The organism is Pseudomonas sp. BS3782 TE3695, from assembly GCF_050435305.1.
Classification (GTDB): Bacteria; Pseudomonadota; Gammaproteobacteria; order Pseudomonadales; family Pseudomonadaceae; genus Aquipseudomonas.
Genome location: NZ_JBNDKB010000001.1, coordinates 5,737,691 through 5,756,396, shown reverse-complemented (window position 1 = coordinate 5,756,396; position 18,706 = coordinate 5,737,691). Strand labels below are relative to the sequence as shown.

Annotated in this window: 17 protein-coding genes; 8 read left to right on the top strand and 9 right to left on the bottom strand. The window is 59.8% G+C overall.

Going from position 1 to position 18,706, the window contains the following annotated elements; translation table 11 throughout:
• Positions 1 to 103 precede the first annotated feature (103 nt).
• Genes emhC through emhA form a run of 3 tightly spaced genes read right to left on the bottom strand, consistent with a single transcriptional unit; the run spans position 104 to position 5,886 of the window.
• Complete coding sequence (gene emhC, locus ABH909_RS26055; RefSeq protein WP_429438641.1) at positions 104 to 1,564, bottom strand: efflux RND transporter outer membrane subunit EmhC; 1,461 nt, start codon at positions 1,562 to 1,564, stop codon at positions 104 to 106.
• A complete protein-coding gene (emhB, locus tag ABH909_RS26050; protein ID WP_429438638.1) occupies positions 1,564 to 4,725 on the bottom strand; it encodes an efflux RND transporter permease subunit EmhB in 3,162 nt (1,053 codons plus the stop codon). Before emhB ends, emhC begins: the two co-directional genes overlap by 1 nt.
• Before the next feature lie 3 nt (positions 4,726 to 4,728).
• Positions 4,729 to 5,886 (bottom strand): efflux RND transporter periplasmic adaptor subunit EmhA, encoded by a 1,158-nt coding sequence (emhA, locus tag ABH909_RS26045; protein WP_429438635.1) that lies wholly within the window; start codon positions 5,884 to 5,886, stop codon positions 4,729 to 4,731.
• 241 nt (positions 5,887 to 6,127) lie between these two features.
• Between emhA and emhR the strand changes: the two genes are divergently transcribed.
• Together emhR and ABH909_RS26035 are read left to right on the top strand one after the other, a co-directional pair.
• Positions 6,128 to 6,760, top strand: a complete 633-nt coding sequence (gene emhR / locus ABH909_RS26040) for an efflux system transcriptional repressor EmhR (RefSeq protein WP_429438633.1) — start codon at positions 6,128 to 6,130, stop codon at positions 6,758 to 6,760.
• Positions 6,761 to 6,919: 159 nt separating this feature from the next.
• Positions 6,920 to 7,804, top strand: coding sequence for a DMT family transporter (locus ABH909_RS26035; protein ID WP_429438630.1), 885 nt, complete (start codon positions 6,920 to 6,922; stop codon positions 7,802 to 7,804).
• 140 nt (positions 7,805 to 7,944) lie between these two features.
• Here ABH909_RS26035 and ABH909_RS26030 read toward each other — a convergent pair whose 3' ends face one another.
• From ABH909_RS26030 to ABH909_RS26020, 3 genes are read right to left on the bottom strand one after another with little or no spacing between them, the layout of a single operon-like run.
• The gene (locus ABH909_RS26030; RefSeq protein ID WP_192344313.1) at positions 7,945 to 8,994 is read right to left on the bottom strand and encodes an alkene reductase; all 1,050 of its coding nucleotides are present in this window, start codon (positions 8,992 to 8,994) and stop codon (positions 7,945 to 7,947) included.
• A 22-nt stretch (positions 8,995 to 9,016) separates the two neighbouring features.
• On the bottom strand, positions 9,017 to 10,183 hold the full coding sequence (locus tag ABH909_RS26025) for an MFS transporter (RefSeq protein ID WP_429438627.1): 1,167 nt from the start codon (positions 10,181 to 10,183) through the stop codon (positions 9,017 to 9,019).
• Between the two features lie 2 nt (positions 10,184 to 10,185).
• Positions 10,186 to 10,506 (bottom strand): ArsR/SmtB family transcription factor, encoded by a 321-nt coding sequence (locus ABH909_RS26020; RefSeq protein WP_007903797.1) that lies wholly within the window; start codon positions 10,504 to 10,506, stop codon positions 10,186 to 10,188.
• Between the two features lie 154 nt (positions 10,507 to 10,660).
• On the opposite strand from ABH909_RS26020, the gene ABH909_RS26015 reads away from it, so the two are divergent.
• Complete coding sequence (locus ABH909_RS26015; protein WP_429438624.1) at positions 10,661 to 11,236, top strand: ACP phosphodiesterase; 576 nt, start codon at positions 10,661 to 10,663, stop codon at positions 11,234 to 11,236.
• Between the two features lie 31 nt (positions 11,237 to 11,267).
• Here ABH909_RS26015 and ABH909_RS26010 read toward each other — a convergent pair whose 3' ends face one another.
• From ABH909_RS26010 to olsB, 3 genes are all read right to left on the bottom strand, one after another.
• Complete coding sequence (locus ABH909_RS26010; protein WP_429438621.1) at positions 11,268 to 12,215, bottom strand: IS110 family transposase; 948 nt, start codon at positions 12,213 to 12,215, stop codon at positions 11,268 to 11,270.
• Between the two features lie 299 nt (positions 12,216 to 12,514).
• Positions 12,515 to 13,306, bottom strand: a complete 792-nt coding sequence (locus ABH909_RS26005) for a lysophospholipid acyltransferase family protein (protein ID WP_429438618.1) — start codon at positions 13,304 to 13,306, stop codon at positions 12,515 to 12,517.
• Positions 13,306 to 14,061, bottom strand: a complete 756-nt coding sequence (gene olsB / locus ABH909_RS26000; RefSeq protein ID WP_429438615.1) for an L-ornithine N(alpha)-acyltransferase — start codon at positions 14,059 to 14,061, stop codon at positions 13,306 to 13,308. The genes ABH909_RS26005 and olsB overlap by 1 nt, the downstream gene beginning before the upstream one ends.
• A 153-nt stretch (positions 14,062 to 14,214) precedes the next feature.
• Between olsB and ABH909_RS25995 the strand changes: the two genes are divergently transcribed.
• The 5 genes from ABH909_RS25995 (at position 14,215) to ABH909_RS25975 (ending at position 18,656) form a co-directional block, all read left to right on the top strand.
• Positions 14,215 to 15,093 (top strand): acyl-CoA dehydrogenase, encoded by an 879-nt coding sequence (locus ABH909_RS25995; RefSeq protein ID WP_429438612.1) that lies wholly within the window; start codon positions 14,215 to 14,217, stop codon positions 15,091 to 15,093.
• A 163-nt stretch (positions 15,094 to 15,256) separates the two neighbouring features.
• Positions 15,257 to 16,348 carry a serine hydrolase domain-containing protein gene (locus ABH909_RS25990; RefSeq protein WP_429438610.1) on the top strand — a complete coding sequence of 364 codons (1,092 nt, stop codon included), beginning with the start codon at positions 15,257 to 15,259 and terminating at the stop codon, positions 16,346 to 16,348.
• A complete protein-coding gene (locus ABH909_RS25985; RefSeq protein WP_429438608.1) occupies positions 16,345 to 16,674 on the top strand; it encodes an amidase in 330 nt (109 codons plus the stop codon). Before ABH909_RS25990 ends, ABH909_RS25985 begins: the two co-directional genes overlap by 4 nt.
• A gap of 232 nt (positions 16,675 to 16,906) precedes the next feature.
• A complete protein-coding gene (locus ABH909_RS25980) occupies positions 16,907 to 17,497 on the top strand; it encodes a YceI family protein (RefSeq protein ID WP_429438605.1) in 591 nt (196 codons plus the stop codon).
• Between the two features lies 1 nt (position 17,498).
• Entirely contained in the window at positions 17,499 to 18,656 is a 1,158-nt protein-coding gene (locus ABH909_RS25975; protein WP_429438603.1) for a phospholipase D-like domain-containing protein, read from the top strand.
• Positions 18,657 to 18,706 lie beyond the last annotated feature (50 nt).

Below are 18,706 nucleotides of genomic sequence, written 5' to 3'. Positions count from 1 at the left end.
CACCTTCGTAGGAGCTGCCGAAGGCTGCGATCTTTTGATCTGGCTTTTCCCGCCGCCAACAAAAAGCCCACCAATCGGTGGGCTTCGTGTTTTTACGGCGCTATCAGAACAATTTCATCTTCGGCGCTTCTTCTTTCAACGGCTCATGCTTCGCCGTCTGTTCATTCCAGCCACCACCCAACGCCTTGTACAGATTGACCGCACTGGTCAGCTGCGCCAGACGGTCGGTGATCAGCGCTTGTTGGGCACTGAACAGCTGGCGCTGGGCATCGAGGAAGGTCAGGTTGCTGTCGACACCGATGCGGTAGCGACGCTCGGCCAGACGGTAGTAGTCCTGGTTGGCGCTGACGAAATCACGCTGAGCCTGCAACTGCTCGGTGTAGGTCTGGCGTGCGGCCAGGCCATCGGCAACTTCCTGGAAGGCCGTTTGAATGGACTTCTCGTAGTTGGCCACGCCGATGTCTTTCTGGATTTTCGAGTAATCCAGACTGGCGCGCAGGGAGCCGGCGTTGAAGATCGGCAAGTTGATCTGCGGCTGGAACAACCAGGTGCCCGAACCGCCCTTGAACAGACCGGACAGGTCCGGGCTCAGGGAGCCGGCATTGGCGGTGAGGCTGATGCTCGGGAAGAACGCAGCCCGTGCCGCGCCGATGTTGGCGTTGGCAGCCTTGAGGTTGTACTCGGCCTGAAGGATGTCTGGACGACGTTGCAGCAAGTCCGATGGCAGGCCGGCCGGCACTTCGCTCAGCACGTCGTCCGACAGTGGCTTGGCCGCTTGCAGATTGGCCGGAATACCGGTGCCGAGCAGCAGCACCAGGCTGTTTTCATCCTGGGCGACCTGACGGGTGTATTTGGCCAGTTGCGCACGGGCGTTTTCCACCGAGGTACGCGACTGGGCCAGATCCAGCGCCGAAGCGACACCCACTTCGTTGCTGCGCGAGGTGAGCTTGTAACTCTCCTCGTAAGCGCCGAGGGTTTCCTGGGTCAGTTTCAACAGCTCTTTGTCAGCCTGCCAGGTCAGGTAGGCATTGGCCACACTGGCCACCAGACTGATCTGCGTGCTGCGGCGTGCTTCTTCAGTGGCGAAGTATTTCTGCAGGGCTTCTTCGCTCAGGCTGCGAACCCGACCGAACAGGTCGAGTTCATAGGCGCTGATGCCGACGGTGGCGGAGTAGGAACTGCTGATGTTCGCTTCGCCGGTCTGCGAGGCCCGCTCCGGAACTCGCTGACGGCTGCCGCTACCGTTGGCCGAAACGGCCGGGAACAGATCGGCACGCTGAATGCGGTATTGAGCCGCATAAGCGTCGATGTTCAGCGCAGCGACGCGCAGGTCACGGTTGTTCTCTAGCGCGGTCTGAATCAGCTGTTGCAGCGCCGGGTCGTGGAAAAACTGCTTCCAGCCTTGTTCGGCAGCGGCCTGGTTAGGCGCCTGGGCCGGCGAATACGCCGGGCCTTGCGGGTATTGGCCCGCCACCGGAGCTTCAGGCTGCTGATAATCGGGTATCAGCGAGCAGCCGCTCAGCACGAAGGCGGCGACTGCGATGGAGAGTAGCGACTTGCTCATTAGCCAGCCTCTTTAGATGGTTCAATGGCGTCATCCTGGTCGGCGACTTTGCGCTGGCCCATGGACGACACGGTGACAAAGAACAAGGGGACCCAGAAGATCGCCAGCACAGTGGCAGTGATCATACCGCCAATCACACCGGTACCGATCGCATGCTGGCTACCCGAACCTGCGCCCGTGGAAATGGCCAGCGGAACCACACCGAGCACGAACGCGAGCGAGGTCATGATGATCGGTCGCAGGCGCATCCGGCAGGCTTCGATCGCCGCATCGCGCAGGCTACGTCCTTGCTCATGCAGTTCCTTGGCGAACTCGACGATCAGAATGGCGTTTTTCGCTGCCAGACCGATCGTGGTCAACAGCCCCACCTGGAAGTACACGTCGTTGGACAGGCCACGCATGCTGGTGGCCATCAGCGCACCGATAATCCCCAGCGGTACCACCAGCATCACCGCGATCGGGATCGACCAGCTTTCATACAGCGCCGCCAGACACAGGAACACCATCAGCAGCGACAAGGCGTACAACGCTGGCGCTTGCGAGCCGGACAGACGTTCCTCGTACGACAGGCCCGTCCAGGAAATACCGACACCGGCCGGCAGTTTCTTGGCCAGGGCTTCGACTTCGGCCATCGCCTCACCGGTGGAATAACCTGGCGCCGGGGCACCGAGGATTTCCATCGCTTCCACGCCGTTATAACGGGCCAGTTTCGGCGAACCGTAGATCCACTCACCCTTGGCGAACGACGAGAACGGAACCATGGTGCCGGCGCTGTTGCGCACGTACCACTTCTTCAGGTCCTCAGGGCTCATGCGAGCACCAGGCAGGCCCTGGATGTAAACCTTCTTCACTCGACCGCGGTCGATGAAGTCGTTCACATAGCTACTGCCCAGGGCAATCGACAGGGTGTTGTTGATGTCGGTGAGGGTCACGCCCAGGGCGCTGGCCTTCTCATCGTCGATTTCCAGCTGGTATTGCGGCTCGTCGTTCAGGCCGTTAGGACGGACTTGCGACAGGACTTTGCTTTGCGCTGCCATGCCGAGGAACTGGTTACGTGCCTCCATCAGTTTTTCGTGACCGATACCGGCGCGGTCCTGAAGGAACACGTCGAAACCGGTGGCGTTACCCAGTTCCAGTACCGCCGGCGGGGCGAAGGCAAACACCATGGCATCACGGAAGGTAAAGAAGTGCTGCTGGGCACGGGCCGCGAGTTTGAACACGCTGTTGTCGGCGTTACGTTCTTCCCATGGTTTGAGCATGATGAACGCCATACCCGAACTCTGACCACGGCCGGCGAAGTTGAAGCCGGTCACGGTAAACACCGAGGCAACTGCATCGCCTTCACCGCCCTCCGAGCTCGGACGCAGCAGGAATTCGCGCATTTCGTCCACGACCACTTGCGTACGCTGGGAGGTGGAACCGGCCGGTGTCTGCACTTGAGCAAACAGTACGCCTTGGTCTTCTTCCGGCAGGAACGCTGTTGGAATACGGGTGAACAGCCAGATCATGCCGACCACAATGATCAGGTACGCCAGCAGGTAGGGAGCCTTGTGCGTGAGTATATTGCCCACGCCGCGCTCGTAGCTTTTGACGCCACGGTCGAAGCTGCGGTTGAACCAGCCGAAGAAGCCGCGTTTCGGCGTGCCGTGCTCACCTTTCGGTATCGCCTTGAGCATGGTTGCGCAAAGCGCCGGGGTGAAGATCAACGCCACCAATACCGACAAGGCCATGGCCGAAACGATGGTGATCGAGAACTGCTTGTAGATCACACCGGTAGAACCACTGAAGAACGCCATCGGCAGCAGTACCGCCGACAGCACCAGGGCGATACCGACCAGGGCACCCTGGATCTGCCCCATGGATTTCTTGGTGGCCTCCTTGGGTGACAGGCCTTCTTCGCTCATGACCCGTTCGACGTTTTCCACCACGACGATGGCATCGTCCACCAGCAAGCCGATGGCCAACACCATACCGAACATGGTCAGGGTGTTGATGCTGAAGCCGAACGCCGCGAGGATCCCGAACGTACCCAGCAATACCACCGGCACGGTCATCGTGGTGATGACGGTGGCGCGGAAGTTTTGCAGAAACAGGAACATCACCAGGAACACCAGCACGATCGCTTCGACCAGGGTTTCAACCACGCCCTTGATCGACTCGGTCACCACCGGGGTGGTGTCGTACGGGAACACCACTTCCATCCCTTCCGGGAAGAACGGCTTGAGGGTGTCAATGGTATTGCGCAGGGCTTTTGCGGTGTCGAGGGCGTTGGCGCCGTTGGCCAGTTTCACCGCCAGACCGGAAGCCGGGGCGCCGTTGAACTGGGCGCTGATCGAGTAGTTTTCGCCACCCAGACCGACTTCCGCAACGTCGCCGACACGTACTTGCGAGCCGTCCTTGTTGACCTTCAACAGAATCGCCTTGAACTGCTCGGCAGTCTGCAGACGGGTCTTACCGATGATCGTCGCGTTCAGTTGCTGGTCGGGCAGGGCAGGCAAGCCGCCGAGTTGACCGGACGAGACCTGGACGTTCTGCGCCGCGATGGCGGTTTTCACGTCTACCGGGGTCAGGTTGAAGTTGTTCAGCTTGGCCGGGTCCAGCCAGATCCGCATTGCGTACTGGGCACCGAAGACCTGGAAGTCACCGACACCGGCGGTGCGCGAGATCGGGTCCTGCATGTTCGACACGATGTAGTTGGACAGGTCGTCCTTGGTCATGCTGCCGTCGCGCGACACCACGCCGATGACCATCAGGAAGTTTTTCACTGACTTGGTCACGCGGATGCCCTGTTGCTGCACTTCTTGCGGCAGCAGCGGGGTGGCCAGGTTCAGCTTGTTCTGGACCTGAACCTGCGCGGTATCGGAGTTGGTGCCCTGCTCGAAGGTCGCGGTAATGGTCATGTTGCCGTCGGAGTTACTTTCCGACGAGACATAACGCAGGTTATCGATACCGTTGAGCTGTTGCTCGATCACTTGCACCACGGTGTCCTGCACGGTTTGTGCGGATGCGCCCGGGTAGGTCACCGAGATTGCAATAGCTGGAGGCGCAATGCTCGGGTATTGATTGATCGGCAGTTTGAGAATCGATAGAGCCCCGACCAGCATAATCACCAGGGCAATTACCCAGGCGAAAATCGGACGGTCGATAAAAAATTTCGACATGGTTTACTCCCCTTTGCCGCCGGTAGCAGTATTAGCTGCCTGTGCGGTGGCTGGGCTCTTTGCGGCAACGTTAGTGGCTTCAGTGGCTTTCACTTCAACGCCAGGTCTGACGAATTGCAGCCCTTCGGTGATCACGCGATCGCCTGCCTTCAGCCCGTCTTCAATCAGCCATTGGTTACCGACGGTTCGGCTGGCCTTGAGCTGACGCAGTTCGACCTTGTTGTCCGGACCGACGACCAGCGCGGTCGGAGAGCCTTTGAGGTCGCGGGTCACGCCTTGTTGCGGGGCCAGGATCGCCGCGCTGTCCACACCAGCCTGCAACTTCGCGTGAACGAACATGCCCGGCAGCAGGGTGTGATCAGGGTTCGGGAACACGGCACGCAGGGTCACGGAGCCAGTGGTCTGGTCAACCGACACTTCGGAGAACTCGAGTTTGCCGTCCAGCGGGTACTGGCTGCCGTCTTCGAGCGTCAGCTTGACCGCGGCGGCATTATCGCCAGCCTTCTGCAGACGACCGCTTTCCAGTTCGCGACGCAGCTCAAGCAGCTCCACCGAAGATTGGGTGACGTCGACATAGATCGGGTCCAGTTGCTGGATAACGGCCATGGCGTCGGTCTGGCCATTGCTGACCAGCGCACCTTCAGTCACCGACGAACGGCCGATGCGACCGGAGATCGGTGCGTAAACCTTGGTGTAGCGCACGTTGATCTGGGCGCTTTGCAGGGACGCTTCCGATTGCAGGCGGTTGGCCAGCGCGGTGTCGTATTCCTGACGGCTGACAGCCTGTTCGTCGACCAGTTGCTTGTAGCGGTCGGAGATCGACTTGGTCGAACGCAGGTTGGCTTCGGCGCTTTTCAGGGTCGCGTCATAGACCGATGGGTCGATCTGATAAAGCTGTTGACCGGCCTTGACGTCGCCGCCTTCCTTGAACAGTCGCTTGAGAATGATGCCGTTGACCTGTGGGCGAACTTCGGCGATGCGGAACGCGCTGGTGCGCCCCGGAAGTTCGGACGTCAGGGTGAAGGCTTGAGGTTGCAGGGTTACGACGCCGACCTGAGGGGTTGGTGCGGCAGGTGCCGCCTCTTCCTTTTTACATCCGCTGAGCAGCGATGCCAGGGCGACGGCAGTAACCAGAGCGGTAACAGCTGGCTTGAATTGCATGAAGATCCTCGGGTCAGGCGCGCACATGGCGCACAAGAAATGTGGAAGGTTAAAAAATTTTTGCCGGGTGGATAAGTAGCTTGCTAAGGAATATACTTACGTTCATGGTTGTTTGTAAAGGTCTTGGCGATGTATCCATACGGTTACAAAAGCCATCCAAAGGTTCGCGAGCGCTCGCCCCACTTTTCTTCAGCTGATATTCAGATTTCGCTGAAGCACCCCTGATTGAGGTTTTACTGCCATGGTCCGTCGTACCAAAGAGGAAGCTCAAGAAACCCGAAGCCAGATACTCGAAGCGGCAGAAAAAGCCTTTTACGAGCGAGGCGTGGCCCGCACGACACTGGCGGATATCGCTACCCTGGCCGGCGTGACTCGCGGGGCCATCTACTGGCATTTCAGTAACAAGGCGGATCTGGTGCAGGCGATGCTCGATACCTTGCATGAGCCGCTGGATGAAATGGCCAAGGCCAGTGAAAGCGAAGATGAACTCGATCCGCTGGGCTGTATGCGCAAGCTGTTGATTCATCTGTTCCATCAAGTTGCGCTGGACCCGAAAACCCGACGCATCAATGAGATTCTGTTTCATAAGTGCGAATTCACTGATGAAATGTGCGACCTGCGCCAGCAGCGCCGAACGGTCAGTCTCGATTGCAATGTGCGAATCGCTCTGGCCCTGAGTAATGCGGTGAATCGCGGGCAGTTGCCGGAAAATCTCGACACTGCTCGCGCGGCCATCAGCCTGCATGCGTACGTCGATGGCATTCTGTATCAGTGGCTATTGGCTCCCGACAGCTTTCAACTGCACACCGAAGCCGAGCGCTGTGTCGATACAGGGTTGGATATGCTGCGCTTGAGTCCCAGCCTGCGCAAATGAAACAAAATGCGTAATTGGATCCATTTATGTCAAGGGTGAAGCGAGAAGATCTTCGCTTCATTCGCCTTTTTGTAATCGGGTGCTTTTATATAGGTACGTTCGCTAACTTGATAGGTAGCGAGCTACGTATTTTGTAGGAATTTTGTGTCGAGTCTGTGAATGAATGGTAACAACCCGGGCTACAAGGGCGCCGAGCAGCCGATCAAGGGCATCGCACTAATTTGCCTGGCGGTGTTGTTATTCGCCAGTCACGACACGTTGTCCAAATACCTGTCCGGGTTTTACCCGATTGTGATGGTAGTGTGGGCACGCTACGTGGTGCACACCTTGTTGATGCTGGTGATTTTCGTGCCGCGCACTGGTTTTTCAGCGGTGGTGCGCACCAAACGGCCCGGGTTGCAGTTGCTGCGGGCCCTGTGCCTGATCGGCACCAGTCTGTTTTTTACCACCGGCCTGCGTTACATCCCTTTGGCCGAAGCCACGGCCGTTAACTTCCTTGCACCGCTATTAGTGACGGCGCTCTCGGTGCCATTGCTGCATGAGCGGGTGACACGTAACCAATGGCTGGCGGTGCTGGGTGGATTTGTTGGCGTGCTGATCGTCGTGCGGCCTGGTGGTGCGCTGTTCACCCCGGCGATTCTGCTGCCGCTGTGTTCGGCGCTGTGTTTTGGCTTCTATCAGTTGCTCACCCGCCTGCTCAGCGGTATCGACAGCCCGACCACCAGCAACTTTCTGACCGGTATTCTCAACAGCCTGATCATGACTGCGTTGTTGCCGTTTTTCTGGAGCACGCCAACATGGCTGCACGGCCTGTTCATGATCGGGCTGGGCACTTGCGGCATGCTCGGTCACATGTTGTTGACCCAGGCCTTCCGCCATGCAGCGCCGGCGATGTTGGCACCGTTCAGTTACGGGCAGATTCTGTTTGCCGGGATATACGGGTATTTGATCTTCGACCATACCCCGGACAGCTTCGGTGTGATCGGGATCACGGTGATTTGCCTCAGCGGTCTTGCGGTTGCCTGGGGGCAGCGCAAGCGCTGACAGGATCGCAGCCTTCGGCAGCTCCTGCATTCAAATGGCATACACCTGTAGGAGCTGCCGAAGGCTGCGATCTTTTGATCCTCCATACGCAAAAGCCCCGACTTTTCGAGTCGGGGCTTTTGCATTTCAACGGCAGATGTTTACAGCACCGGGTAGTCGATGTAACCGACCGGACCCTTCGCGTAGAACAGTTCCGGACGTGCTTCATTCAACGGCGCATCGGCCTTCAAACGCGCCGGCAGGTCCGGGTTAGCAATGAACGGTACCCCGAAGGCCACTGCGTCAGCCTTGCCACTGGCCAGCCACTCGTTGGCGCTGTCCTTGGTGAAGCGTTCGTTGGCGATGTACGGGCCGCCGAAGGCTTCCTTCAGTTGTGGGCCGAGGCTGTCGCCGGCTTCTTTTTCGCGCGAGCAAATGAAGGCGATGCCACGCTTGCCCAGTTCGCGAGCGACATAAGTGAAGGTCTCGGACAGGTTGTCGTCGCCCATGTCATGCAGATCGGCACGCGGCGACAGGTGCACACCCACGCGGCCTGCGCCCCAGATTTCAATGGCGGCATCGGTGACTTCCAGCAACAGGCGCGCACGGTTTTCCAGGGAACCACCGTAGTTGTCGGTGCGCTGGTTGGTGCTGCTTTGCAGGAACTGGTCGAGCAGGTAACCGTTGGCGCCGTGGATTTCCACACCATCGAAACCGGCAGCCTTGGCGTTCTCTGCACCGACGCGGTAAGCGTCGATGATGTCGGCGATTTCAGCGGTTTCCAAGGCGCGCGGGGTCGGGAAGTCGGCCAATGGACGCACCAGGCTGACATGACCCTTAGGCTGGATGGCACTCGGCGCAACCGGTGCTTCGCCGTTCAGGTACAAGGGGTGGGAAATCCGGCCCACGTGCCACAGTTGCAGGAAGATTTTGCCGCCCGCGCCGTGGATGGCTTTGGTCACGTTACTCCAGCCGCGCACCTGGTCGTTGGACCAGATACCGGGAGTGTCCGGGTAGCCCACGCCGATTGGCGTCACTGAAGTCGCTTCGCTGAGGATCAGGCCGGCAGAGGCGCGTTGTACGTAGTACTCGGCCATCAGCGCGTTTGGCACACGGCCTTCATCGGCGCGGCAGCGAGTCAGCGGTGCCATGATGATGCGGTTGGCCAACTCGAGGTCGCCCAGTTTGATCGGATCGAAAATAGTCGTCATTTAATACAACCCTCGTTAAAGATCAGTGAGTAACAGGGGCCAGCTCGGCATTGCCGCTCTGACGGAAAGTGATCAAGGTCACCAGCAGTGCGAGTACCGCCAATGCGGCTGCCGCGAGCGGCACGCGGGTGAGACCGAAGCCATGGGCGATGACGCTGCCGCCGACCCAGGCACCGAGCGCGTTGCCGACGTTGAAAGCGCCGATGTTGAGGGTCGACACCAGATTCGGTGCCGCCTTGCCGTAGGTCACGACGTTCACTTGCAGGGCAGGCACGGCGGCGAAGCACGCGGTGGCCCAGAGGAACAGGGTGATTTCGGTCGGGATCAGGGCAATGCTGGTCCAGGTCAACACGGTGGATACGACCGCCATGGCGACGAACACCCCGATCAGCGTCGCGGCCAGGCTTTTGTCTGCCAGCTTGCCGCCGATGATGTTGCCGACCGTCAGGCCCAGGCCGATGAGCATCAAGGTCCAGGTCACGCCGCGTGGCGAGACTCCGGTGACCTCGCCCAACAGCGGGGCGACATAGGTGAACAAGGTGAAGACCGAAGCGGCGAACAATGCGGTCATGCTCAACGACAGCCAGATACCGGCGCCCTTGAGGGCACGCAGTTCGGCGCGCATGTCGAGTTTCTCTTCATCGCGTTTGGCCGGCAGGAAGCGGATCAGGCCGATCAGTGCAATCACACCGATCACGGTCACCGCCCAGAAGGTCGAACGCCAGCCGGCTTCCTGACCGAGCGCAGTGCCCAGCGGCACGCCGAGCACGTTGGCCAGCGTCAGGCCGGTGAACATCAGGGCCACGGCCGATGCACGTTTGTTGGCTGGCACCAGACCGGCCGCCACCACCGAACCGATGCCGAAGAAAGCACCATGGCACAGCGCGGTGACCACACGGGCAAACATCAAAACGTTGTAGTCACTGGCCAGGGCGCAGAGCAGGTTGCCGATGATGAAGATGCCCATCAACGCTACCAAAGCGGCCTTGCGCGGCAGTCTGGCGGTGGCCAGTGCCATGAACGGTGCACCAATGGCCACGCCCAAGGCATAACCGGTCACCAGCCAGCCGGCGCCGGGGATCGACACACCCAGGTCGGCCGCCACCTCGGGCAACAGGCCCATGATGACGAACTCGGTGGTGCCGATGGCGAAGGCGCTCAAGGCCAGAATGAGTAGCGAGAGGGGCATTGTCAGTTCCTTGTCGGAGCGCGGAGCTCCTTGTCGATGGCGTCGAGGAACGCCTGAATCACGTCCTCGTTGCGTTTGAAGAAGTGCCATTGACCGGCTTTCTGGCTGCTGATCAGTCCCGCCCGTTGCAAGGTCGCCAAATGGGCGGACACGGTCGACTGCGACAGGCCGCAGCGTTGATCGATCTGTCCGGCGCAAATGCCGTACTCATGGTTGTGGAGTTGTTCCGGGAACTGGACCTTGGGGTCTTTCAGCCAGATGAGGATGTCTCGGCGTACTGGGTGTGCCAGCGCTTTTATTATTTCGTCGAGGTCGATGGTCATGGTTTGGGCTCGTGATGAGTAAAACGCTATATCGCGATGAGGCGAACTTTAAATCGGTACTTCGCGATATACCAATATGATTTTCGTCTGATGACCGCATAAATCGGTATATCGGGTTATAACGATATGGATGGCGCAGTGTTAAGCTGCGCGCATGAACTATCTCGCACATCTGCACCTCGGTGGCCAGCGCCCCGGTCAACTGCTCGGCAGTCTGTATGGCGATTTCGTCAAAGGAAGGCTGCAAGGGCAGTTCGATCCGGAGATCGAAGCGGCCATCCAGTTGCATCGCAGCATCGACGTGTTTACCGATCGCCATCCGCGGGTGGACATCGCCCTGTCGCGGTTTTCCCTCACGCGCCGGCGTTACGCCGGGATCGTGCTCGATGTGTTTTTCGACCACTGCCTGGCGCGGGACTGGGTGCTTTACTCGGATCAGCCACTGGAGCAGTTCACTTCGGACGTGTACAGGGTACTGTCCACCGAGTCCCAATTGCCGGAGCGCCTGGCGAAGATTGCGCCGCACATGGTGGCCAATGATTGGCTGGGTTCATATCAGGAATTCGAAGTGCTGGAGCAGGTGCTGCGCGGGATTTCGCGCCGGTTGACCCGGCCGGAGGAGTTGGCCGGGGCGATGCAGGAATTACGACGATTGTATGAACCGTTGAGCGAGGATTTCCGGTTGTTCTATCCCGAGTTGCAGGCATTCGCTGCGACACCGCGAATCTAATGTGGGAGATTCTATGGTTGAGGGGAAGCCCTCAACCGGCTTTGGGTTGATATTCGCTCTGTCCTTTCAGCAGGGCGAATACGACCCGAGCCAGCTTGCGAGCCAGTATCACCAGCGCCTGAGTGGTGCTGAATCCGCGAGCTCTTTGCTCTTCGTAAAAGCCTTTCCATGCTGGCGTACGGCTGGCCGACATGGCTGCGTTGTGCAGAAGCCGGCGAGCTTCCGGGTCACCTCGCTTGGTCAAGCTCCGGCGACCGTCTTTTTGCCCTGACTTCGACACGCGCAGATCCATTCCCAGAAAGGCGATGAAGGCATCCGCGTTTCTGAAGTCGCCCCGCTGAAATGCCGTGAGCAGGCGGGCACCGGTGAGAAATCCAATCCCTTCAACTTTCCGGCAACGCTTCAACTGGCCGAGTAAACCGGCTTCTTTCAGATGATCGTTAATTGTCTTCTCGACCAGCGTCTCAAGCTGCTGCATCGATTTCACTTGCTCTGCAAACGCCGCCTTCAGCAACGGTTCATTCGCCCAGCTTTGCACCAGGCCGACCCGTGCCTGAACCAAGGCCGCCCGGCGGCGGAAAAGGCTCAAGAGCTGGCGGTACAGCGGGGATGGCGGGGTCCAAGGATGAAGATCATCACCTTCATTCTTCAGATAGCGGGCGAGCAGTCGGGCATCCAGCGCATCGGTTTTGGCGCGGACATTCACCCCTTTGCGGTAATGGCTGAGTTCATAGCCACCCACCATGTAAATCGTGCAACCGGCCTCGTAAGCCAGATCGGCAAACTCCAGGTGATAGATATTGGTCGACTCAATGGCTATAGCGACGGGTCCCGACAAGGCCTTCAGCCACTTCTGGATGGCTGCCTTGTTGTTGGGAATCTCTTCAAGCAGGTCAAGCTCGGCTTGATAAATCATCAGTTCGTTCTTGGCGACATCCACGCCCACGATCGGCTTTGTGACAGGAACCGGCATTGCCATTGGATTTCCTCCGGGATATGGTTTTGAGCACTTGAAGGGCTCACCCAGAGGCGCAGGCTTGTTCCTATCGTCGGTCTAGCCAGATGCATTCTTTATCGGCGCTTGGGTGAAAGGAGGAGGGGCGAAATCTCCCACGGATCTGTACTGCGCTAACAGTCAGAATCGGGCTTTGTCCCTCCTCCTCCCTTCAAGTCCTACCATACAAGCGGGCTTGCTCGCGAAGGCTGCTTCACATTCAACACATGTGCTGACTGTCAAACCGCTTTCGCGAGCAAGCCCGCTCCCACAGGGGATTTGTGTCAGGCCGCGATCGCAGGGCGTAGCGGCTCCTGTTGTGTCTGCGGAATCGCCCCAAACAACGCCCTCTGCACCGCCTGCTGCGCTTCGAACGCCAGCGCCGCACGTTCCCGGTCCTGGCATTCGATCGGCTTGAGCAGATGAATCTCCACCTCGCCCCGATCATTGGCGAACAAGCGCATCAGGTGCGAGAGCAAATCATCATCGCCAATGAACGGTGCCAGGGTATCGAGCTCGCCATTGCGCAGATAACGAATCGCCACCGGTTGCAGCGCCACTTCGGAATCGATCGCCGCGGACAACAAACGACCATGAAACGTACGCAGTGAGCGGCCATCGGTGGTGGTGCCTTCGGGGAACATCAGCAGCGGATGTTCCTGCTCCAGATGACGGGTCATCTGTTTGCGGATCAACTGACTGTCGCCCGACCCACGGCGAATGAACAGGCTGCCGGCCTTGGCTGCCAGCCAACCCGCCACCGGCCAGGTGCGCACTTCGGCCTTGGACAGGAACGACAGCGGCGTGAGCATGCCCAGCAACGGAATGTCAGTCCAGGACACGTGATTGCTGACCCAGAGCATCGGTTGCTTGGGCAATTCACCGTGGACGGTGACGCGAAAGGGCAGGGCATTGCTCAGCCGTGCCATGAAAAACCGCGACCAGCGCTGGCGACGGACCATCGAATGGGCAATTCCCAATCGCTCGAACAACCCGAACACACTGGCCATGCTCAAACCCAGCGCCACCACCAAAAGCACTCGCGCAATTCGCGCGTACACCCGCAAGCGACTCATTACACAGCCGCCTTGAAGTGCTTGGCGTAGCGCGGGCAGAGCTCGTCGCGCTTGAGCAGGATGAACACGTCGGCCACCTGGAAGTCTTCGTCCCAGCACGGCTCGCCGCAGATTTTAGCGCCCAGGCGCATGTAGGCCTTGAGCAGCGGCGGCATTTCGGCGATGACGTTGGACGGGATATCCAGCGTCGGCAGTGGCTTCTTCGGTTCGGCCCGCAGGTGTTCGGTGCACAGGTAGCGTTCGCGCAGGCGCTGCATGATCGCGTGGGCCTGGATGCCGCCGTCCTGCATCGGAATGCTCGCGCACCCCATCAAATAGCTGTAGCCGCCCTGGTTCAGCACGTCGGCCAGTTCACCCCAAAGCACAGCGATAGTGCCGCCGTTGCGGTAGGCCGGGTCGACGCAGGTGCGACCGATTTCTAGGATCGGGCCTTTCAAATGGACCAGACCGTGCAGGCGGAATTCTTCTTCGCTGTAGAACTTGCCCAGGCTGCTGGCCGCTGTGTGATCGAGCAAACGGGTAGTCGCCACCAGGCGCCCGGTGTTCAAGTCACGCACGCCGATGTGGGCGCAGTGAACATCATAATCATCCATGTCCAGACCCAGCTCCGCGCCTTTCAGCTTGGCGTTGAATTCGCCACTGAATACGTTGAAGCGCAAGGCCTGGGCTTCTTGCAACGCCTCGGCGCCCACCAGGCGTTCGGCTTGCAGGCGGCGTTCATTGCCGGTGTCGCTGATGCGGGCGATCTGAGTCATTGTGAGTCTCCGTACGGGCTGGCCACCCGTCTTGGGTTACAGCCATCGACTTTCTTTATGCAGCCGTGTTGTGCAAAGTCAGGCTATGTAGCCCCGGTGTCATCGCCATGAAGCTTTGGTGATGCTTATATGACAGCCCACAAGGAGCCTCTTATGCCCTGGCAAACCCTGTTGAAACGCCGTGGTCGCCTGCCCGCCAACCCTGATCTGGGGGAAGGCTTTGCAAGTTTGTTGCAACAATTGGGCGCGGTGTCGCCGTTCGAATTGGCGGTGGTCGGTGGACGGCTGATGGCGACACCGGGGCTGGCGTTTTTGGTGGGTTATCAGGCGGCGTTGCGCATGCTCTGGCCGAGCGCGCCGCTGAGCCTGGGCGCGTTGTGCGCGACCGAACAGCGCAGCTTGCGAGTGGCGGACATGCAAACCCGGCTGCGTGATCTGCGCCTGAGTGGGCGCAAGGATTTCGTCACCGCCGGCGATGCTGCCGACTGGTTGCTGGTCGCCGCTCGCAGTGAAGAACCCGGCGAAGCACCGCGCTTGAACCTTGCGGTGGTTTACCCCGGCGAACCGGGTGTGCGTCTGGAAAAACTCGCGCCGATGCCGCTGATGCCGGACATTGGCCACGGCCGGTTGTTTCTCGATAACGCGTTATGTGAATTGCTCGCGGGGGATGGCTGGGATGCGTACGTCAAACCGTTCCGCACCCTGGAAGACATCTATGTGCTGAGCGCCATGACGGCGTGGCTGTTCGGCGTTGGCCAGGACAGCGACTGGCCGCAAACCTTGCAACTGCGCTTGCTGGCGCTGCTGGCCGGGTGCGCGGAAGTCAGCCACCAGGCGCCGAACAATCCGGCCGGGCATGTGTTGCTGGGCGGGTTGTTTGCGCAGTTCGACGGGCTCAAGGCTGAAGTGAACCAGGCCCTGGCCGATGGCCCGCCACAATGGGCGGCGATGTGGCAGCGCGATCAGGCGGTGATGGATTTGGCGGCGGGGGCGCGGGGCAAGCGGTTGGCCAAGGCGTTGGCGGGATTCTGATTTCCCCTGTAGGAGCTGCCGAAGGCTGCGATCTTTTGATCTTCAGAAAAGATCAAGATCAAAAGATCGCAGCCTTCGGCAGCTCCTACAGGGACCGGATGTAGCGTGAGACTGTCATTTATCTCGACTAGGCTCTGCAGGTTCATTCCTCCGAGCGCCCCTCATGTTCAAAGGTTTGTCCCTGGTTCTCATGCTGCTCAGCCTCACAGCCCAGGCCGAAAACTGGCCGGCCGAGCAATGGGCGCCCGGCCCGAAAATCACCGGCCCGGCACTTCAAGCCCTGGAGAACTACGCCTTCACGCCCCGCGACGATGCCACTCACCAAGGCATTCGCACCGATGCCTTGCTGGTGATCCGCGACGGCCAACTGATTTACGAACGCTACGCCGGCCCGACCACTGCGCAAACGCCGCACCTGACCTGGTCGATCAGCAAAAGCCTGATGGGCGCGGTGCTCGGTGTGGCTTATGGCGAAGGGCTTTTCAAACTCCAGGATCCGGTGCGCAAATTCTATCCTGCGCTGGAGAAACACCCCGCCATGACCATGGCCGACCTGCTGCACTGGGCCTCGGGCCTGGACTGGCAGGAAGATTATGAATACGCCCCATTGAAGTCCTCGGTGGTGGCCATGCTCTACACCCGTGGACACCGCGACATGGCCGCGTTCACTGCCGACCACGACGAGTACGCCAAACCCGGTCAGGCATTCCGCTACTCCAGTGGCGACAGCAACCTGCTGTCCGCCGCACTGAAAACCATCGTCGGCCCGGCCCGTTATCCGGATTATCCCTGGACCGCGCTGTTCGAACCCTTGGGGATTCGCAGTGCGGTGTGGGAAGCGGATGCCACGGGCACGTTTGTCGCATCGTCCTATGCCTACCTCACCGCCCGGGACCTGGCGCGGGTCGGCCTGTTTATGGCGCGCGACGGTCGTTGGCGTGAGCAGCAATTGCTGCCCAAGGATTGGGTCGACTTCAGTCGTGAGCCTTTCGCCCGCTATCAAGCCCACCAGGATGAAGCCGTGCCTGGCGGTCACTGGTGGCTTAATCGCGCGGTGGAGGGCGCGACCCAACCTTGGCCCGATGCCCCCGCCGATACCTTCGCCGCGCTGGGCCATTGGGGCCAGGCGATGTACGTGATTCCCAGCGAAAAGCTGGTGATCGTGCGCTACGGCGATGATCGCGATGGCAGTTATCGGCACAACGAATTGCTCAAATTCGCGCTCAAGGCGTTTGCCATGAAGGTGCAGCCTTGAGCCGCCGCGGCTTTATTCGTCGTCGACCGCTCAGCACGCTGTTGCTGGTGCTGCTGATCGCCTTGCTCGGTTGGGCCTGGCAGGAGCGGGTGGCGCTGTGGGCCTTCCCGGACATCATCAGCGCCTACACCGCCAAGGAATACTGCTCGTGCCGCTATGTGATGAACAATCCGGCCGAGTATTGCCAGGGCTATGTGAGGCAGTATTTGCCCACCAGCGGGTTCGTCGATGACGCCGCGAACAAGCGCGTGACGGTGGGTGGTATGGGACGCAGCCATAGCGCTGTTTGGATTGGTGAACGGCAGGGATGTCGCCTGCAACCGTGAAAGCGGTCAGTTTTTTGTGGCGAGGGAGCTTGCTCCCGCTCGGCTGCGAAGCAGTCGTAATGCCAGCGGCCGAGGTCTTACAGGAAGAACTCATTGTCTGATTTTGGGAGCGCTTCGCACTCCAGCGGGAGCAAGCTCCCTCGCCACAAAGGTTGGGTCGGAGCAACAGAAAGTTTGCAACCTGCCTCAGGCCAGTTAAGGTTCGCTCAGGTTTATCTGCCCATGAGTCTCTATGTTCAACCGCTTTGTCTGCAAAACCCTCGCCTCCCTGCTGCTGGCCGGTGTCACCGTGTCGGCCCAGGCCAATTGGTACCTGGATGGCGAGTCTTCGCGGCTGTCGTTCATCAGTACTAAAAACGCCAACATTTCCGAAGTGCAGCGCTTTCTGGTACTGCACGGCAAAGTCGATCCCAAGGGCCTGGCGCAGGTGGAGGTCGAGCTGGAGTCGGTCAACAGCGGCATTCCGCTGCGTGACGAACGCATGCGCAAGGAACTGTTCAATATCCAGACGTTTCCTGAAGCACTGATCACCACGCAAATCGATCTGCGGCCGATCAACGACCTGGCGCCCGGTGCGCAACTGGAGTTGCGCTTGCCGCTGACCGTCAACCTGCATGGCAAACAACACCAGTACAACGCCGAACTGCTGGCGACCCGTCTCGATGACCGGCGCTTTCAAGTGGTGACCCTCGAACCGTTGGTGATCAACGCTGAAGACTTCGACCTGGCCCCGGGCCTGGAAAGCTTGCGCAAGGTTGCCGGTTTGTCGGCCATCAGTCTGTCGGTGCCGGTGGGTGCGGTGCTGATTTTCACGGCGCGCTGAGATGCGCGGCGCAATTTTCCCGTGGCGCGAAGGCAACCGCTTTGAACTGCTGATTGATGGCCCGCAGTTTTTTCCGCGAATGCTGGTGGCAATTGCCCGTGCCGAAGAACAAGTCGAACTGGAACTGTATCTGGTGGAAGCGGGAGCCTGCGCCGAGGCGATGGTTCAGGCACTGGTCCAGGCTGCCGAACGCGGTGTGCGGGTGCGTTGCCTGTTCGATGACTACGGCAGCCTGGCCTTTACCCTGACCTTGCGTCAGCGCCTGATGGCCGCCGGTGTCGAGTTGCGTTTCTACAATCGCCTGAGCTGGCGCCGTTGGGTGGGCAACTTTTATCGCGATCACCGCAAGCTGCTGCTGGTGGATCAATGCCTGGCGGTGGTCGGCGGCACCGGGGTCACCGATGAGTTCTGGACCCCGGGCGAAGACACCAGCGAATGGCACGAAGTGATGGTGGAAATCAACGGTCCCTTGGTCATCGACTGGCAGTTGCTGTTCGACCGCCAATGGATCGCCAACCGCTATCGTCGCGCCTGGAAACCCACTGCGCACTTTGGTTTGCCACGCTTGCCGCGAGTGCCAGTCATGGGCGAGGGCATGGGCCGGGTCGCCTATGCCGACGCCCGCCAACACCGCGATATTCTGCAATCACTGACTCGCGCGCTGAACAGCGGACAGCGCCGAATCTGGCTGGCCACGCCGTATTTCCTGCCGACCTGGAAAGTCCGCCGCTCACTGCGTCGGGCGGCCGCTCGTGGCGTCGATGTGCGTTTGCTGCTGACCGGGCCACGCACCGATCACCCGTCGGTGCGCTACGCCGGGCATCGCTACTACCCGCGTTTGCTGCGGGCCGGGGTGAAAATCTTCGAGTACCAGCCGTGTTTCCTGCACCTGAAAATGGTGTTGATCGATGACTGGGTGAGCATCGGCTCGTGCAATTTCGATCACTGGAATCTGCGTTTCAATCTGGAAGCCAACCTCGAAGCCCTGGACCCCGGGCTGACCCTGGCGGTGGCGGCGAGTTTCGAAAATGACTTTGCCCTGAGCCAGGAAGTCAGCCTCGAGGCATGGAAACGCCGACCGTTGTGGCGGCGGGTCAAGCAAAGGGTGTGGGGATGGGTGGATCGGCTGGTGGTGAATCTGCTGGATCGGCGGGGGTAGGTCTTTTCAAGATCAAAAGATCGCAGCCTTCGGCAGCTCCTACACAGGTT

Excerpts from the sequence above, each read along its gene's own strand:
- emhC (WP_429438641.1), bottom strand. The coding sequence starts at position 1,564 with ATGAGCAAGTCGCTACTCTCCATCGCAGTCGCCGCCTTCGTGCTGAGC.
- emhB (WP_429438638.1), bottom strand. The coding sequence starts at position 4,725 with ATGTCGAAATTTTTTATCGACCGTCCGATTTTCGCCTGGGTAATTGCC.
- emhA (WP_429438635.1), bottom strand. The coding sequence starts at position 5,886 with ATGCAATTCAAGCCAGCTGTTACCGCTCTGGTTACTGCCGTCGCCCTG.
- emhR (WP_429438633.1), top strand. The coding sequence starts at position 6,128 with ATGGTCCGTCGTACCAAAGAGGAAGCTCAAGAAACCCGAAGCCAGATA.
- ABH909_RS26035 (WP_429438630.1), top strand. The coding sequence starts at position 6,920 with ATGAATGGTAACAACCCGGGCTACAAGGGCGCCGAGCAGCCGATCAAG.
- ABH909_RS26030 (WP_192344313.1), bottom strand. The coding sequence starts at position 8,994 with ATGACGACTATTTTCGATCCGATCAAACTGGGCGACCTCGAGTTGGCC.
- ABH909_RS26025 (WP_429438627.1), bottom strand. The coding sequence starts at position 10,183 with ATGCCCCTCTCGCTACTCATTCTGGCCTTGAGCGCCTTCGCCATCGGC.
- ABH909_RS26020 (WP_007903797.1), bottom strand. The coding sequence starts at position 10,506 with ATGACCATCGACCTCGACGAAATAATAAAAGCGCTGGCACACCCAGTA.
- ABH909_RS26015 (WP_429438624.1), top strand. The coding sequence starts at position 10,661 with ATGAACTATCTCGCACATCTGCACCTCGGTGGCCAGCGCCCCGGTCAA.
- ABH909_RS26010 (WP_429438621.1), bottom strand. The coding sequence starts at position 12,215 with ATGGCAATGCCGGTTCCTGTCACAAAGCCGATCGTGGGCGTGGATGTC.
- ABH909_RS26005 (WP_429438618.1), bottom strand. The coding sequence starts at position 13,306 with ATGAGTCGCTTGCGGGTGTACGCGCGAATTGCGCGAGTGCTTTTGGTG.
- olsB (WP_429438615.1), bottom strand. The coding sequence starts at position 14,061 with ATGACTCAGATCGCCCGCATCAGCGACACCGGCAATGAACGCCGCCTG.
- ABH909_RS25995 (WP_429438612.1), top strand. The coding sequence starts at position 14,215 with ATGCCCTGGCAAACCCTGTTGAAACGCCGTGGTCGCCTGCCCGCCAAC.
- ABH909_RS25990 (WP_429438610.1), top strand. The coding sequence starts at position 15,257 with ATGTTCAAAGGTTTGTCCCTGGTTCTCATGCTGCTCAGCCTCACAGCC.
- ABH909_RS25980 (WP_429438605.1), top strand. The coding sequence starts at position 16,907 with ATGTTCAACCGCTTTGTCTGCAAAACCCTCGCCTCCCTGCTGCTGGCC.
- ABH909_RS25975 (WP_429438603.1), top strand. The coding sequence starts at position 17,499 with ATGCGCGGCGCAATTTTCCCGTGGCGCGAAGGCAACCGCTTTGAACTG.